At 72.4% G+C, this 15,126-nt stretch carries 14 protein-coding genes and 1 pseudogene; 14 read left to right on the top strand and 1 reads right to left on the bottom strand.

Features of this window, described 5'->3' with window-relative positions; genetic code table 11:
* The first annotated feature begins 60 nt into the window (after nucleotides 1-60).
* From rpsD to aroB, 9 genes are all read left to right on the top strand, one after another.
* Entirely contained in the window at nucleotides 61-690 is a 630-nt protein-coding gene (rpsD, locus tag ACYVF4_RS00685; protein ID WP_460718756.1) for a 30S ribosomal protein S4, read from the top strand.
* 101 nt (nucleotides 691-791) lie between these two features.
* Nucleotides 792-1,034: an ATPase gene (locus ACYVF4_RS00680; RefSeq protein WP_460718754.1), complete on the top strand. Its 243-nt coding sequence runs from the start codon at nucleotides 792-794 to the stop codon at nucleotides 1,032-1,034.
* Between the two features lie 51 nt (nucleotides 1,035-1,085).
* The gene (gene alaS, locus ACYVF4_RS00675; RefSeq protein WP_460718752.1) at nucleotides 1,086-3,743 is read left to right on the top strand and encodes an alanine--tRNA ligase; all 2,658 of its coding nucleotides are present in this window, start codon (nucleotides 1,086-1,088) and stop codon (nucleotides 3,741-3,743) included.
* Complete coding sequence (gene ruvX, locus ACYVF4_RS00670) at nucleotides 3,740-4,207, top strand: Holliday junction resolvase RuvX (RefSeq protein ID WP_460718750.1); 468 nt, start codon at nucleotides 3,740-3,742, stop codon at nucleotides 4,205-4,207. The genes alaS and ruvX overlap by 4 nt, the downstream gene beginning before the upstream one ends.
* Before the next feature lies 1 nt (nucleotide 4,208).
* Nucleotides 4,209-5,729 carry an endolytic transglycosylase MltG gene (gene mltG / locus ACYVF4_RS00665; RefSeq protein WP_460718748.1) on the top strand — a complete coding sequence of 507 codons (1,521 nt, stop codon included), beginning with the start codon at nucleotides 4,209-4,211 and terminating at the stop codon, nucleotides 5,727-5,729.
* Nucleotides 5,723-6,565, top strand: coding sequence for a shikimate dehydrogenase family protein (locus tag ACYVF4_RS00660; protein ID WP_460718747.1), 843 nt, complete (start codon nucleotides 5,723-5,725; stop codon nucleotides 6,563-6,565). The genes mltG and ACYVF4_RS00660 overlap by 7 nt, the downstream gene beginning before the upstream one ends.
* Nucleotides 6,566-6,569: 4 nt before the next feature.
* Nucleotides 6,570-7,799: a chorismate synthase gene (aroC, locus tag ACYVF4_RS00655; protein ID WP_460718745.1), complete on the top strand. Its 1,230-nt coding sequence runs from the start codon at nucleotides 6,570-6,572 to the stop codon at nucleotides 7,797-7,799.
* A complete protein-coding gene (locus ACYVF4_RS00650; protein WP_460718743.1) occupies nucleotides 7,783-8,349 on the top strand; it encodes a shikimate kinase in 567 nt (188 codons plus the stop codon). The genes aroC and ACYVF4_RS00650 overlap by 17 nt, the downstream gene beginning before the upstream one ends.
* Nucleotides 8,346-9,422, top strand: coding sequence for a 3-dehydroquinate synthase (aroB, locus tag ACYVF4_RS00645; RefSeq protein WP_460718741.1), 1,077 nt, complete (start codon nucleotides 8,346-8,348; stop codon nucleotides 9,420-9,422). Before ACYVF4_RS00650 ends, aroB begins: the two co-directional genes overlap by 4 nt.
* Nucleotides 9,423-9,535: 113 nt before the next feature.
* Here the strand turns inward: aroB and ACYVF4_RS00640 are convergent.
* A pseudogene (locus ACYVF4_RS00640) lies at nucleotides 9,536-9,685 on the bottom strand (MFS transporter); the annotation flags it as partial.
* A gap of 50 nt (nucleotides 9,686-9,735) precedes the next feature.
* Between ACYVF4_RS00640 and ACYVF4_RS00635 the strand changes: the two are divergent.
* The 5 genes from ACYVF4_RS00635 (at nucleotide 9,736) to ACYVF4_RS00615 (ending at nucleotide 15,122) form a co-directional block, all read left to right on the top strand.
* The gene (locus ACYVF4_RS00635) at nucleotides 9,736-10,890 is read left to right on the top strand and encodes a 4-hydroxyphenylpyruvate dioxygenase family protein (protein WP_460718739.1); all 1,155 of its coding nucleotides are present in this window, start codon (nucleotides 9,736-9,738) and stop codon (nucleotides 10,888-10,890) included.
* Complete coding sequence (locus ACYVF4_RS00630; protein WP_460718737.1) at nucleotides 10,887-11,345, top strand: type II 3-dehydroquinate dehydratase; 459 nt, start codon at nucleotides 10,887-10,889, stop codon at nucleotides 11,343-11,345. The genes ACYVF4_RS00635 and ACYVF4_RS00630 overlap by 4 nt, the downstream gene beginning before the upstream one ends.
* Nucleotides 11,346-11,459: 114 nt before the next feature.
* Nucleotides 11,460-12,020, top strand: a complete 561-nt coding sequence (efp, locus tag ACYVF4_RS00625; protein ID WP_460718735.1) for an elongation factor P — start codon at nucleotides 11,460-11,462, stop codon at nucleotides 12,018-12,020.
* A 21-nt stretch (nucleotides 12,021-12,041) separates the two neighbouring features.
* Nucleotides 12,042-12,452: a transcription antitermination factor NusB gene (nusB, locus tag ACYVF4_RS00620; RefSeq protein ID WP_460718733.1), complete on the top strand. Its 411-nt coding sequence runs from the start codon at nucleotides 12,042-12,044 to the stop codon at nucleotides 12,450-12,452.
* 48 nt (nucleotides 12,453-12,500) lie between these two features.
* On the top strand, nucleotides 12,501-15,122 hold the full coding sequence (locus ACYVF4_RS00615; protein WP_460718731.1) for a DEAD/DEAH box helicase: 2,622 nt from the start codon (nucleotides 12,501-12,503) through the stop codon (nucleotides 15,120-15,122).
* Nucleotides 15,123-15,126: the final 4 nt, after the last annotated feature.

The following is a 15,126-nucleotide window of genomic DNA, read 5'->3' as shown; positions in this document are numbered from 1 at the left end:
TCGGGGAGATACGCCCGTGAGCCGTGAAAGACGCGGCCACGTCATCGGAAGGAAGTCTTCGTGCCCACGAAGTCCCAGGACCGCCGCAAGGTCCGCCTGTCCCGCGCCCTCGGCGTCGCCCTGACCCCGAAGGCCGCCCGCTACCTCGAGAAGCGCCCCTACGCTCCGGGTGAGCACGGCCGCACCAAGCGCAAGGCCGACAGCGACTACGCCGTCCGGCTGCGCGAGAAGCAGCGTCTGCGCGAGCAGTACGGCATCCGCGAGAAGCAGCTGCGCATCGCGTTCAACGAGGCCCGCCGCAAGGACGGCCTGACCGGTGAGAACCTGGTCGAGCAGCTCGAGATGCGCCTGGACGCCCTCGTCGTCCGCTCCGGCTTCGCCCGCACCACCGCGCAGGCCCGCCAGCTGGTCGTGCACCGCCACATCCTCGTCGACGGCCAGACCGTCGACCGCCCGTCGTTCCGCGTGAAGCCGGGTCAGCTCATCCACGTCAAGGCCAAGAGCGAGGGCATGGAGCCCTTCCAGGTGGCAGCCGCCGGCGGTCACGCCGAGGTGCTCCCCCCGGTTCCGGGCTACCTCGAGGTCGAGCTCGACAAGCTGCAGGCGCGCCTCGTGCGTCGCCCGAAGCGCGCCGAGGTTCCCGTGGTCTGCGACGTCCAGCTGGTCGTCGAGTACTACGCGGCGCGCTGACGTTCCGTCGCAAGCCCGGAGGGCGTCGGGGAGACCCGGCGCCCTCCGGCGTTTGCGCATACGATGGAGCGATGCCGTGCCCGCGGCCGAGGAGTGGTGACATGAAGAACGTGCTGTGGTTCCTGTTCGGCATCGCCGGCGGGTTCGTCCTGGCCCACCTGGTCAACAAGGACCCGCGCGGACACGAGGTGCTGGCCGAGGTCGATGCACGCATCACCGAGTTCACCGACCGCATCGGCGACGCCTACCGCGAGCAGGAGGCCCGCTTCGCCGGCCTCGTCGACGAGGTCAAGGACGCCGCGGCGGTCGCCGTCGCCGACGCCGCGCGCAAGAACGCCGACTGACATCCCCCGCCCCGCTTCCCGGGGAGAAGACCGCCCACTGCGAGGACCTGAATGAAGACCGCGGAGATCGCCCAGCGCTACCTGGACTACTTCGAGAAGAACGACCACGTCATCGTGCCGTCCGCGTCGCTGGTGACCGATGACCCCTCTCTGCTGTTCACGGTCGCCGGCATGGTGCCGTTCATCCCGTATCTGACCGGCGTCGTCCCCGCCCCCTACCCGCGCGCCGCCGACGTGCAGAAGTGCATCCGCACGAACGACATCGAAGAGGTCGGCCACACCGCCCGCCACGGCACCTTCTTCCAGATGCTGGGCAACTGGTCCTTCGGGGACTACTTCAAGGAAGGCGCCATCTCGTACGCGTGGGAGCTTCTCACCGCGTCCGAGTCCGACGGCGGCCTGGGCTTCGCCGAGCGCGACCTGTGGGTCACGGTCTATCAGGACGACGACGAGGCCGCCGCGCTGTGGCAGAAGGTCGCCGGCCTTCCCGCCGAGCGCATCCAGCGCATGGGCCGTGAGGACAACTACTGGTCCACCGGCCAGCCGGGTCCCGCCGGCCCGTGCTCCGAGATCTACTTCGATCGAGGCCCGGCGTACGGCCGCGACGGCGGACCCGCGGTCGACGACAGCCGGTTCACCGAGATCTGGAACCTCGTGTTCATGCAGGACGCGATCACCAACGTGCGCTCGAAGGTCGACTTCGACATCGTGGGGGAGCTGCCGGCGAAGAACATCGATACCGGCATGGGCCTGGAGCGCGTCGCCTTCATCAAGCAGGGCGTGGACAACATGTACGAGACCGACCAGGTCCGTCCCGTCCTCGACCGCGCCGTCGACCTCTCCGGCCGCCGCTACGGCGCGTCTCACGAGGACGATGTGCGTTTCCGCGTCATCGCCGACCACGTCCGGTCCTCGCTCATGCTGCTGTCGGACGGCGTGATGCCCTCCAACGACGGCCGCGGCTACATCCTGCGCCGTCTCATGCGCCGCTCGATCCGTGCGATGCGGCTCCTGGGCGTGGACGGCCCCACGTTCCCGCAGCTGTTCCCCGCCTCGCGCGACGCCATGGCCACCGCCTACCCCGTCGTCGTGGAGGACTGGCAGCGCATCTCGCAGGCCGCCTTCGCCGAAGAGGAGACCTTCCTGAGGACGCTGGCGGCCGGGTCGACGATCCTCGACCTCGCCGTGGAGCAGACGAAGGATGCCGGCGGCACCGCGCTGGCAGGCGCCGAGGCGTTTCTGTTGCACGACACCTACGGCTTCCCCATCGATCTGACACTCGAGATCGCCGAGGAGGCCGGGCTGTCGGTGGACCGCGCCGCGTTCGACACGCTCATGCAGGAGCAGCGAGCGCGGGCAAAGGCGGACGCGAAGTCGCGCAAGCGCGCCATCGCCGACCAGAGCGTGTACCGCCAGTTCCGCGCCCTCGGCGAGACGGCCTTCACCGGCTACACCGAACTCGAGACCGAGTCGCGCGTCCTCGGCGTCCTCGTCGACGGGCAGGCGGTCGACCGCGCCGCGCAGGGGCAGATCGCCGAGGTCATCCTCGCCGAGACGGCCCTGTACGCCGAGTCCGGCGGGCAGGTCGCCGACAAGGGCATCATCCTCGGCCCGGGCTACGAGCTCGAGGTGCTCGATGTCCAGAAGCCCGTGCCGGGGCTCGTCAGCCACACCGTCGAGGTCACCTCGGGAGAGGTCGGCGTCGGTCAGCCCGCGCGCACCGTCGTGGACGCGGCCAACCGCCGCGCGGCGCGCCAGGCCCACTCGGCCACCCACCTCGTCCACGCCGCCCTGCGCGACACGCTCGGCCGCACGGCGACCCAGGCGGGCTCGCTCAACCGGGCGGGCTACCTGCGATTCGACTTCTCGTGGAGCCAGGCGCTGTCGGATGCCACGAAGAGCGAGATCGAGGAGATCGCCAACAACGCCGTGCGGGACAACCTCGAGGTCACCACGCGCGTGCTGGCGCTCGACGAGGCGAAGTCCCTCGGCGCGATGGCCCTCTTCGGCGAGAAGTACGGCGACACCGTGCGCATGGTCGACATCGGCGGACCCTGGTCGCGCGAGCTGTGCGCCGGCACCCACGTCGCCACCAGCGCCGAGGTGGGCCTCATCAACCTCGTGGGGGAGTCCAGCGTGGGCGCGGCCAACCGCCGCGTCGAGGCGCTCGTCGGCCTCGACGCGTTCCGGTCGCTGGCCGCTGAACGCGCCCTGGTGTCCCAGCTGTCGGGCTCGCTGAAGACGCCTCGTGAGCAGCTGCCGGCCCGCATCGCCGAGCTGACTGCGAGCCTCAAGGCGGCCGAGAAGAAGATCGCCGCCTTCGAGGCCAAGGCCCTCGGCGACCGCGTCCCCGCCCTGGCCGCCACCGCAGCTGCCGCCGGCTCCTTCCGCGTCGTCGCCGAGTCGGTGGGGGCCGCAGGGTCCGCCGACGACGTCCGCTCGCTCGCCCTGCAGGTCCGCGATCGGCTCGGGACGGATGCCGGTGTCGTGGCACTGGCCGGCGAGATCGCCGGCCGGGCGGTGGTGATCGTCGCGACCAACGAGGCCGCGCGCGCGGCGGGTGCCAAGGCCGGTCCGCTCGCGAAGGCGGCCGCGGCCGCGCTCGGCGGCGGCGGCGGCGGGCGCGATGACGTCGCGCAGGGCGGCGGCACGGATGCCGCGGCCATCCCCGGCGCTTTGGCGGCGATCCGCGAGGCGCTGACGCGGTGAGCGGATTCCGCCGCGGCGTCCGGCTCGGCGTCGACGTCGGCAAGGCCCGCGTCGGCGTCGCCCGGTGCGACCCCGACGGGCTGCTGGCCACGCCTGTGCAGACCGTGGCGCGCACCGACGAATCCGTCGCGACCGTGGCGGCCCTCGCCGCCGAGTACGACGCGTTCGAGATCGTGGTGGGCCTGCCGCTCAATCTGCGCGGCGAGGACACGCCGTCCACGACCGATGCGCGGGAGTTCGCCGCCGCCCTCGCGGCGCGCGGTGGCGCGGCCGTCCGGCTGGTCGACGAGCGGCTGAGCACGGTCTCCGCCCATGCGGCGCTGCGCGATTCGGGACGGTCCCAGCGTGAGTCTCGTAGCATGGTTGATCAGGTTGCGGCGGTCGTGCTCCTTCAGCAGGCCCTCGACGTCGAGAAGCGCACGGGACGCCCCGCCGGAACGCCCATCCCCCTGGAGTCCGCCTGACATGCCCCACGACCCGTTCGACGATCCGTTCGCCGACCTGTACGGAAAGCTGCCGGACCCCCGCTCCGCGGACCGGCACCGCGCCCCGCGCACCGAGCCGGGCGAGCCGCCCTCGGGGTCGGCCGCCGCCGGCGGCGCCGACGTGCCGCAGTCCCGACGCGCCGCGCGCGCGGCCGCCGCGCGTCGCACTCCCGCCGCAGACGCTCCCGCCCCCGACCGGGCGCCCGCCGCCGACCCCGTGGGCGATCTGGTGGGGGAGTCCGTGTCCGCCCCGGTCCCCGCACCGGTGTCTCGCGAGACGACACCTGCACCCACCGCATCCCGAGCGTCCGCCGGCGGCGTCGCGACCGCCGCGCGCACCTCCACGCTCGAGGACCTCTTCAGCGGCGAGGGCACCACCGACGAACTCGGCGACCTGCCCCCGGAGCCCGACCGCCGCCGGCGACGCACCGGCGGCTGGATCGCGCTCGGCATCGTCGTGGCGCTGGTGAGCGGCATCGCCGCCGGCGGCCTGTGGGTGTGGAACACCTACGAGACCCAGATCCGCGAGCTCATGGGCTGGGAGGAGCCGAAGGACTACGAGGAGGGCCTCGCCACCGGAGAGGCCCTGGTCACGATCAGCTCGGGCGACGTGCCGTCCACCATCTCGCAGACGCTGTTCGACGCGGGCGTGACGATGACCCCGGGCGCCTTCTACGACATGCTCATCAAGACCGGCCAGAGCCCGACGTTCTATCCGGGGGTGTACAAGCTGCAGCAGCGCATGACCTCCGCGGCGGCGCTGGAGGCCCTGGAGAACCCCGACAACAAGATGGAGGACTCGGCGCTCGTGCGCGAGGGGCTCACCGTCGAGCAGACGCTCCCCATCCTCGCCGAGGGTCTGGGGCTGCCCTTGGAGGACTTCGAGAAGGCGGCGGCGGACCCGTCGGCGTACGGCGTCGACGCCGACACCCTGGAGGGGTGGCTGTTCCCGGCGATGTACACGTTCGACCCCGGGATGACCGCTTCGGACGTGATCAAGCGGATGGTGGACCGCACGATCCGCTCGCTCGACGACGCGGGCGTGCCCGCCGACGAGCGCCACCGCGTGCTGACGATCGCGTCGATCATCCAGCGCGAGGCGCGGTTCGAGGAGGACTTCTACAAGGTCTCGCGCGTCATCCAGAACCGGCTCGACCCGGGCAATCAGGAGACGTTCGGGATGCTGCAGATGGACTCCACCGCGCAGTACGGCTACGGCGAGATGCACGCCGGCAGCGCCAGTACGTCGGCCGAGGCGCAGTACGACGACAACCCGTGGAACACCTACGTCAAGCCCGGCCTGCCCGTCGGCCCCATCTCCAACCCGGGGGACACCGCCATCGACGCCGCGATGCACCCCGCCGACGGGGACTGGCTGTACTTCGTCACGGTCAACCTCGACACCGGAGAGACGCTGTTCACCTCCAACCTCGCCGATCACAACCGCGGGGTGGCGCAGTGGCAAGCGTGGTGCGTCGAGAACCCGGATTCGGGGTGCTGACGAGCTCGGCCCATCGGCTCGCGGTGTGGGGCGACCCCATCTCGCACAGCCGATCCCCGCAGCTGCACGCCGCCGCGTACGACGTCCTCGGCCTCGAGTGGACCTATGGCCGCCGGCGCGTGGCCGAGGACGGCTTCGCGGCGGCGCTCGCAGATCTGGATTCGAGCTGGCGCGGGCTGTCGCTGACGATGCCCCTCAAGGGCGTCGCGTTCCGCGCCGCGGCCGTGCGGGACCGCCGCGCCGAACTGACCGGCGCCGTCAACACGCTGCTGCTCGCCGACGGCGCCCCGCGGGGCTTCAACACCGATGTCGGCGGGATCGTGGCCGCCCTTCACGAGACCGGCGTCTCGGATGTGGCCCGCGCGCGCATCGTGGGCGCCGGGGCGACGGCGACCTCGACGCTGGTCGCGCTGGGCGAACTCGGCGCGCGCGAGGTCGACGTGGTCGCCCGCCGCCCCGAGGCCGTCGAGGCGCTCGCGCGGCTCGCCGACGAAATCGGCATCCGTCTCACCCGCTCCGCCTTCGAGGCGCCCCGGCGTGAGGCCGTCCCGCTCACGATCGCCGCGCTGCCCGGGGACGCGGTGCTGGCCGGCGACATCGCGGACGCGCTGGCGGAGTCCGGGGGCCGGCTGCTGGACGTCGTGTACGGCCACTGGCCCACCGGGCTCTCGCGCGCCTGGGAGCGGGTGGGCGGGCCGGCATCTTCCGGGCTCGGGATGCTGCTTCACCAGGCCGTGCTGCAGATCCGCATCTTCGTGTCGGGAAGCCCCGACGATCCGCTCGCGGACGAGCCGGCGGTCGTCGCCGCGATGCGCTCCGCGCTCATGGGAGACTAGATCAATGCTCCGCGTGCTGACTGCCGGCGAATCGCACGGCCCTGAACTCGTCGCCATCATGGAGGGCCTGCCCGCGGGCGTGCCCGTGACGCGCGCCGCCATCCAGGCGGACCTCGCGCGCCGCAAGCTCGGCTACGGCCGGGGTTCGCGCATGAAGTTCGAGGAGGACGAGCTCAGCATCTCGGGCGGTGTCCGCCACGGCCTGACGCTCGGCAGCCCCATCGCGCTGCGCATCGGCAACACTGAGTGGCCGAAGTGGGTCGAGGTGATGAGCCCCGAGCCCGTCGAGCTCACCGAGCGCTCCCGCGGCCGCGGCGCCGCGCTGACGCGCCCGCGACCCGGGCATGCCGACCTCGTCGGCATGCAGAAGTACGGCTTCGACGAGTCCCGGCCGATCCTCGAGCGGGCGAGCGCCCGCGAGACCGCCGCGCGGGTCGCCCTGGGCGCGCTGGCACGCAGCTTCCTCTCGGAGCTCGGCATCGGTCTGGTCAGCCACACGCTGTCGATCGGACCCGTGCGCGTGCCCGAGGACGCCGACCTTCCCCGCCCCGAGGACGTGGACGCGCTGGACGCCGATCCGCTGCGCTGCTTCCACGCCGAGACCTCGGCCGCGATGGTGGCCGAGGTCGACGCCGCCAAGAAGGACGGCGACACGCTGGGGGGTGTCGTCGAGGTCCTCGCCTACGGCCTGCCGCCCGGACTCGGCTCGCACGTGCACTGGGACCGGCGCCTCGACGCCAAGCTGGCCCAGGCGCTCATGAGCATCCAGGCCATCAAGGGCGTCGAGGTAGGGGACGGCTTCCTCACCACGACACGGCGCGGCTCGCGCGCCCACGACGAGCTCTTCGCCACCGACGGCGGCATCACCCGCGCAAGCGATCGTGCGGGCGGCACCGAGGGCGGGATGTCCACCGGCACCGTGCTGCGCGTGCGCGCCGGCATGAAGCCGATCGCCACCGTGCCCCACGCGCTGCGCACCGTGGACGTGGCCACCGGTGACACCGCCGCCGCCCACCACCAGCGCTCCGACGTCTGCGCGGTCCCGGCGGCGGGCGTGGTCGCCGAGGCGATGACGGCGATCGTCCTGGCCGAGGCGGTGCTGGAGAAGTTCGGCGGCGACAGCGTCGGCGAGACCCGGCGGAACGTCGAGTCCTACCTCGCCGCGATCCCCGGGACGCTGCGCAGCGCGACCGAGAGCGACGTCGCCCTCGCAGACCATGACCTCGCGCTCTGACGCGGTCGTGCTGATCGGCCCGATGGGGGCGGGGAAGACCAGCATCGGCAAGAAGGCGGCGCGCGCCCTGGGCGTGCCCTTCTTCGACACGGATGCCGCGGTCGTCCGCGAGCACGGACCGATCGACCGGCTGTTCGTCGAACGCGGCGAGGCGCATTTCCGCGCCGTGGAGCGCGAGGCCGTCGTCGAGGCGCTCTCGGGCGGCGGGATCGTGTCGCTCGGCGGCGGCGCGGTGCTCGATCCCGAGACGCGACGCGAGCTCGCCGGCCACCGCGTCGTCCTGCTCACGGTGTCGCCGAAGGTCGTCGCCGGGCGGGTCCGGGACTCCAACCGGCCGCTGTTGAAGGGCGACGACGCGATCGCGCGCTGGATCGCGATCTTCGAGGAGCGGCGCCCGGTCTACGAGCAGCTGGCGGATGCGACGTTCGACACCTCGAGCGGTCCGCTGCAGGACGTCGTTGACGCCGTCGTGGCCTGGATCCGCGACGGCGGGCACCCCCGGGAGCAGACCGCGGGGACCGGAACCAACGAGCGGAGCGAGTCGACGTGACCGATGCCACCACCATCACCGTGAGCGGCGACGCCAGCTATGGCATCACCGTCGGCCACGGCATCCTGTCCACCGTCGGCGAGGCGCTGCCCGCCGCGGCGCGCAAGGTGCTGGTGATCCACCCGCCGACGCTCGCCGAGCAGGCCGAGCGCCTGCGCGCGCTTCTCGTGGGCGACCGCGAGGTGCTGCTGGCCGAGATCCCCGACGCCGAGGCCGGGAAGCGGGTGGAGGTCGCGGCGTTCTGCTGGCAGGTGATGGGCAAGGCCGACTTCACCCGCACGGATGCCGTCGTGGGCTTCGGCGGCGGCGCGGTGACCGATCTGGCCGGGTTCGTGGCGGCCACGTGGCTTCGCGGGGTCGAGGTCGTGCAGGTGCCCACGACGGTGCTCGGCATGGTGGACGCCGCCGTGGGCGGGAAGACCGGGATCAACACCGCCGAGGGCAAGAACCTCGTCGGCGCCTTCTGGACTCCGCGCGCCGTCGTGTGCGACCTCGATCTGCTGGACGGGCTCTCGCGCAACGAGCGGGTCGCCGGCTACGCCGAGGTGGTCAAGGCGGGGTTCATCCACTCGCCCGAGATCCTCGAGATCATCGAGCGCGATCCCGAGACGGCGACCGATCCGCGCAGCGCCGAGTTCCGCCGCACCATCGAGCTGGCCATCGACATGAAGGCGCGCGTCGTGGGGGAGGACCTGCGCGAGGCGGGCCTGCGCGAGATCCTCAACTACGGGCACACGCTCGGCCACGCCATCGAGCACGCCGAGCGCTACCGCTGGCGCCACGGCGCGGCGATCTCGGTGGGCATGGTCTTCGCCGCCGAGCTGTCGCGGCTCGCGGGCAGGCTTCCGGATGCCGCCGCCCAGCGCCACCGCGACACCCTGACCTCGCTCGGCCTGCCGACGACCTACCGCCCCGGCGCCTGGCCGCAGCTGCTGGCGACGATGCAGCGGGACAAGAAGAGCCGCGGCGGGATGCTGCGCTTCATCGTGCTGGACGACATCGCCAAGCCCACCGTGCTGCAGGCGCCGGACGAATCGCTGCTGTTCGCGGCCTACCAGGAGGTCGCGGGCTGAGCGCCGTTGCCGCAGCGCCCCCCCGACGCACGTGAACCGAGGCCCCGCTCTCCACACGGAGCGGGGCCTCGGACGGCTGCGATCAGACGGCGGCGACCAGCGTGCCGCGATCGTCAGATGGCGGGCACGAGATCTTCGCGCTTCTCGGACGTCAGCCCGAGCTCGGCGGTCGGGATGCCCTTCGACTCGCGTGCCGTGAGGGCGCTCACGGCGGCGATCAGCGAGATGACCGCGGTGAACACGCTGGAGCAGGCATCACCGCCTGTTCCCCGGGGAGGGGAGCTTCGATCTGACCCGGTTCCTCTCGCTCGTCGTGCGCACCGGCTACCGCGGGCCGGTCTCGCTCGAGGTCTTCAACGACACCTTCCGTCAGATCGACGTGCGGCGGACGGCGGTGCACGCGCGCCGTTCGCTGCGCTGGCTGGAGGATGCCGTCGCGCGCGAGCGGGAGCACGAGGCACCCGCGGACTACGCGCGCCTGCCCGGCAGCGGCGGTGTGTCCGGGTTCGACTTCGTCGAGATCAAAGTCGAAGACACCTCCGGCATCGAGGCGCTGCTGGAGGCGGCCGGGTTCACGCCGAGGGGGAAGCATCGCACCAAGCCCGTCACGCTGTGGACGGCCGGCGAGGCGCGCGTCGTGCTCAATCAGCAGCAGGTCCGCGAGCACGCGCCGCACATCGCCGCCATCGGCCTGACGGTCCCCTCGACCTCGGGCCTCACCGCACGGGCGCGGCAGCTCGGCACACCCCCGGCGCACCGTCGCACCTACGCGGGGGAGCAGCAGCTGGAGGGCGCGATCGCGCCGGACGGAACCGAGATCTACTGGAGTCCGGCGGGCTCGCGCACCGAGCCGGAATGGACCGCCGAGTTCGAGCATGGGTCGGCGCCGGGTACGAGCCGGATCCTCGCGGTGGACCACGTGAGCCTCGGCCAGCCCTGGCAGGCCGAGGACGAGGCCGTGCTGTTCTTCTCGGCGATGCTGGAGCTCACCGCGGCGAGCTCGGCCGAGGTGGCCAGCCCGCACGGCCTCGTGGCGAGCCGGGTCATGCGATCGGCGGACGGGGCCGTCCGCATCCCGCTGAACGTCTCACCGCCGATCCTCGAGGACGACGCCACGGCGATGCCGCAGCACGTCGCGTTCTCGTGCGACGACATCGTCGCCCTCGCGCGGTCGGCGCGCGAGCGGGGCCTGACACCTCTGCCCATTCCGCAGAACTACTACGAGGACCTCACCGCTCGGTTCGATCTCGACGACGGCTTCGTCGGGATGCTGCGCGACCTCGACCTCGTCTTCGACCGCGACGAGGACGGCGAATATCTGCACTTCTACACCGCCACGGTCGGCAACCTGTTCTGCGAGTTCGTCGAGCGTCGCGGCCGGTACGACGGCTACGGGGTCGCCAACGCGCCGGTCCGGCTCACGGCGCAGGCCGGCGCCGCCGCGGGCGCTGATATCGTGCGGCCATGACCACGCCCCGCCGCCTGCTGCTTGTCAACGGGCCCAACCTGAACCTCCTCGGCACGCGCGAGCCCGCCGTCTACGGCACCGCCACCCTCGCCGACGTCGAGAGACTGACCACGGAGGCCGCGGCCCGCCGCGGCTTCGACGTCCGCGCCGTCCAGAGCAACCACGAGGGCGTGCTGCTGGACGCGATCCACGCCGCACGCGAGGACTGCGCCGGAATCGTCATCAACCCCGGCGGGCTCACCCACACGTCGGTCGTGCTGCGCGACGCGCTGTCGGGTGTGGCCCTGCCGGTGGCCGAGGTCCACATCTCGGACGTCACGGCGCGCGAAAACTTCCGCCGCTTCTCGTACGTCGCCGACGTCGCGACCGTCCACGTGATCGGCGAGGGGGTGGCGGGCTACGGCCGGGCCGTCGGGCTGCTGATCGACGCGCTCACCGGGCAGGCCGAGGGCTGACGATCCGGCCGCGACGCGGCATCCCGTAGAATCGGACGTCGGCGCGTCGGGCCCCCGGGCATCCTCACGGGCGGCGACCGCCCTCTCCCTTCAACGAAACGGATTCGCACCCTCATGGCATCCACCGCAGACATCAAGAACGGCGTCGTCCTCAACATCGACGGGCAGCTCTGGAGCGTCGTGGAGTTCCAGCACGTCAAGCCCGGCAAGGGCGGGGCGTTCGTGCGCACGAAGCTCAAGAACGTCATCACCGGCAAGGTCGTGGACAAGACCTACAACGCCGGCGCCAAGATCGACATCGAGAACGTCGACCGCCGCGACTTCACCTACCTGTACAACGACGGCGAGAGCTTCGTGTTCATGGACGCCACGGACTACGACCAGATCAACGTCCCGGCCGCCACCGTCGGCGACGCGGCGAACTTCCTGCTCGAGAACCAGCAGGTCACCATCGCCCTCAACAACGGCAACCCGCTGTACATCGACCTTCCCGCGTCGGTGGTCCTGGAGATCACCTACACCGAGCCCGGTCTGCAGGGCGACCGCTCGTCGGCCGGCACGAAGTCCGCGACGGTCGAGACCGGCTACGAGATCCAGGTGCCGCTGTTCCTCGAGACGGGCACCAAGGTCAAGGTCGACACCCGCACGGGCGACTACCTCGGCCGCGTCAACTGAGCACGCGGGCGGCCTGACCCGATGAGCGCACGCACCAAGGCGCGCAAGCGCGCCCTCGACATCCTGTTCCAGAGCGACGTGCGCGGCGAGGAGCTCGCGACGATCATCGCCGCCGAGGCCACGCGCGCCGCGAGCGAGCCGGCCCGCGAGGCGTCGTGGCTGTACGCCCGCGAGATCGTGGACGGCATCGACGACAACCGCGACGAGATCGACGAGCAGATCACGACCTACGCCAAAGACTGGACGCTGGCGCGCATGCCCGCCGTCGACCGGGCGCTGCTGCGCATCGGGGTGTGGGAGATCCTCTTCAACGACGCCGTCCCCACCGGGGTCGCCATCGACGAGGCCGTCGAACTCGCCAAGGAGTTCTCGACCGATGAGTCCGGCGCGTTCATCCACGGCGTCCTGGCACGCGTGGCGCGCGGGGCCTGACGCGCACGTCGTGCCGGTGAGGTCGGAGGCGCACGGCAGGATGCGGTGATGCCCTCACCTGCGCGCGCCGGCCGCGACTGGCGGGACATCGTCGCGCCCGCCGAGGCCGCGGGCGGGACTGCTCTCGCCCTCGGCGTGGACGTCCTGCAGCGGGCCGCCGCCGGTCGATCCCCGTGGGCCCCCCGCGCGCTGCGCCCGGCGACGGCGGCATCGGCGCGCGCCCGGCCCGAGGACGTCGTTCTCGGCCTGCGGCCGCTGGTGCACAGCGACCGCACGTCCGCCTGGGTGCGCACCGGCGTGTCGTGGGAGCAGGTGCGGCGCCCCGGCGACCGCTTCCGCCCCGAGCAGGCCCGGTGGTTCGCCGAGCTGCACAGCATCGCCCGCGAGGTGCGGACCCTCGCCACCTATGCGGATCTCGCGGACTGGCTCGTGCTGGACACCGTCGAGTCCGCACTGGTGTGGCATCACCTGGCGGCCGCGGGGCGCTGCGGCATCCCGCTGACGGGTGCGCGGGGCGGGGTGGTCGTCACGCTGCACGCCGACGGCGAGACCGCTGTCGAGGTGATGCCGGCCGACGGGGGAGGACTGGACCTCATCGCGCGCGGCCGGATCGGCGACTCGGCGGCCGAGGTCGGGGGAGTCGTGGGCCGCAGCGGCATCTACGCCTTCGACCTCGAGGCCGGGAGCATCGACCTCGCCCCCGCGGCCGTCGGCCCCGCCGCGGCGAGGCTGCTCGACGCCGGCGGGCGCGCCCGGATCCCCCTCGCCGAGACGGCGGAGTTCCTCGGCGAGCACTACCACGAGCTCACGGCGCGCGAGAGCGTCCGCACCTCCCGCGCCGTCGCGGTGCCCCCGCCGCCGCACCGGCACCGCGAGCTCGCCGGGACGCCCGAGATCACCGTGACCGCGGTCGAGTCGACCGATCCGGACTGGCTGGACCTCGGCATCCTCGTCACGATCGACGGGCACCGGATCCCGTTCGCGCCGCTGTTCGCCGCCCTGACGCAGCGGCGCACCACGCTGCGGCTCGCCGACGGCACCTCGTTCTCGCTGGCCCACCCCGCCCTCCAGCGCCTGCGCGAGCTCATCGACGAGGCCGGCGACCTCGCCGAGTGGCAGGCCGGCCCTCGCCTCAGCAGGTACCAGGTGGACCTGTGGGCGGACTTCGAGGACCTCGCCCACGAATCGCTGCCGGCGGTGGCGTGGCGGGAGCGCGTCGCGGACCTGCGCGCCGGCGGCGGCGATGCCACGGCGCCCGAGCCGCCGGGGCTCTCGGCGACCCTCCGCCCCTACCAGCGCGCGGGATTCTCGTGGCTGGCGACGCTGTGGCGTCACCGGCTGGGCGGCATCCTCGCCGACGACATGGGGCTGGGGAAGACCCTGCAGGTCCTCGCACTGTTCGTCCATGCGCGCGAGCACGGCGAGGGCCGCCCCTTCCTCGTCGTCGCGCCGACGAGCGTGACCGCGGTGTGGCGCGACGAGGCCGCCCGGTTCGCCCCGGGGCTCCGGGTGCACGTGGCCGCCTCCAGCGGCGAGTCGGCGGCGGACGCTGACGTGGTGGTCACCTCGTACACGGTGCTCCGCCGGGATGCCGGGTCCTACGCCGCCCGGCGGTGGGGGATCGTCATCCTCGACGAGGCGCAGTTCGCGAAGAATCCCGACACTCAGATCCATCGCGCGGCCGCCGCGCTGGACGCCGACGCGGTGTTCGCCCTCACGGGCACCCCCATCGAGAACTCCCTCACCGAGCTGCGGGCCCTGACCGCACTGACGGCACCCGGCCTCTTCCCCTCGGCGGCGCGGTTCCGACGGGACTACGTCGGCCCCATCGAGAAGGGCAAGGTTCCCGAGAACCAGGAGGGCGGCGCCTTCCGCGCAGAGCGCCTCGACCGGCTGCGGCGGCGCCTGCGTCCGTTCCTCCTCCGCCGCACCAAGGACGAGGTCGCAGCCGACCTGCCGCCCCGGCAGGAGCAGATCCTCCCGGTGGAGCTCTCGCCCGCCCACCGCGCCCGCTACGACCTCGTGCTCCAGCGCGAGCGCCAGAAGATCATGGGCCTGCTGCCGGACCTCGACCGGACCCGGTTCATCGTCTTCCGCTCGCTCACGCTGCTGCGGCTGCTCAGCATGGCGCCGGGCCTGGTCGATCCCGCCGATGCGGCGATCGGCTCGGCGAAGGTCGATGTGCTCGTCGAGCATCTGCGCGAAGCGGCGGCAGAAGGCCACCGCAGCCTGGTGTTCAGCCAGTTCACCTCGTTCCTCGATCTGGTGGAGGCACGACTCGCGCAAGAGGGTCTCGGCTTCGTCCGCCTCGACGGGTCCACCCGCCACCGCGATCGGGTCGTCGAGCGGTTCCGCGACGGGACGGACCCGGTGTTCCTGATCTCGCTGAAGGCGGGCGGCTTCGGCCTCACCCTCACCGAGGCCGACTACGTCTTCGTCGCCGACCCGTGGTGGAACCTGGCCGCCGAGGCGCAGGCGATCGACCGCACCCACCGGATCGGGCAGACCAAGCCGGTCCTGGTCTACCGGCTGATCGCCGCCGGCACCATCGAGGACAAGGTGCTCGCCCTGCAGCAGCGCAAGGCGCGGCTGGTCGGCGCCGTCCTCGACCACGACGCGTTCTCGCAGGCGCTCGGCGCCGACGACATCCGCGCCCTCCTCGCAGACTGACGGA

Source organism: Microbacterium aureliae (assembly GCF_054780155.1).
The sequence above is the reverse complement of the archived record's forward strand: the minus strand, read 5'-3'. Positions and strand labels throughout refer to the sequence as shown.

What these genes read in the sequence shown, in the direction of transcription:
- mltG (WP_460718748.1), top strand. Translation starts at nt 4,209, where the DNA reads ATGCCCCACGACCCGTTCGACGATCCGTTCGCCGACCTGTACGGAAAG.
- efp (WP_460718735.1), top strand. Translation starts at nt 11,460, where the DNA reads ATGGCATCCACCGCAGACATCAAGAACGGCGTCGTCCTCAACATCGAC.
- ACYVF4_RS00650 (WP_460718743.1), top strand. Translation starts at nt 7,783, where the DNA reads ATGACCTCGCGCTCTGACGCGGTCGTGCTGATCGGCCCGATGGGGGCG.
- ACYVF4_RS00630 (WP_460718737.1), top strand. Translation starts at nt 10,887, where the DNA reads ATGACCACGCCCCGCCGCCTGCTGCTTGTCAACGGGCCCAACCTGAAC.
- ACYVF4_RS00615 (WP_460718731.1), top strand. Translation starts at nt 12,501, where the DNA reads ATGCCCTCACCTGCGCGCGCCGGCCGCGACTGGCGGGACATCGTCGCG.
- alaS (WP_460718752.1), top strand. Translation starts at nt 1,086, where the DNA reads ATGAAGACCGCGGAGATCGCCCAGCGCTACCTGGACTACTTCGAGAAG.
- nusB (WP_460718733.1), top strand. Translation starts at nt 12,042, where the DNA reads ATGAGCGCACGCACCAAGGCGCGCAAGCGCGCCCTCGACATCCTGTTC.
- aroC (WP_460718745.1), top strand. Translation starts at nt 6,570, where the DNA reads ATGCTCCGCGTGCTGACTGCCGGCGAATCGCACGGCCCTGAACTCGTC.
- ACYVF4_RS00680 (WP_460718754.1), top strand. Translation starts at nt 792, where the DNA reads ATGAAGAACGTGCTGTGGTTCCTGTTCGGCATCGCCGGCGGGTTCGTC.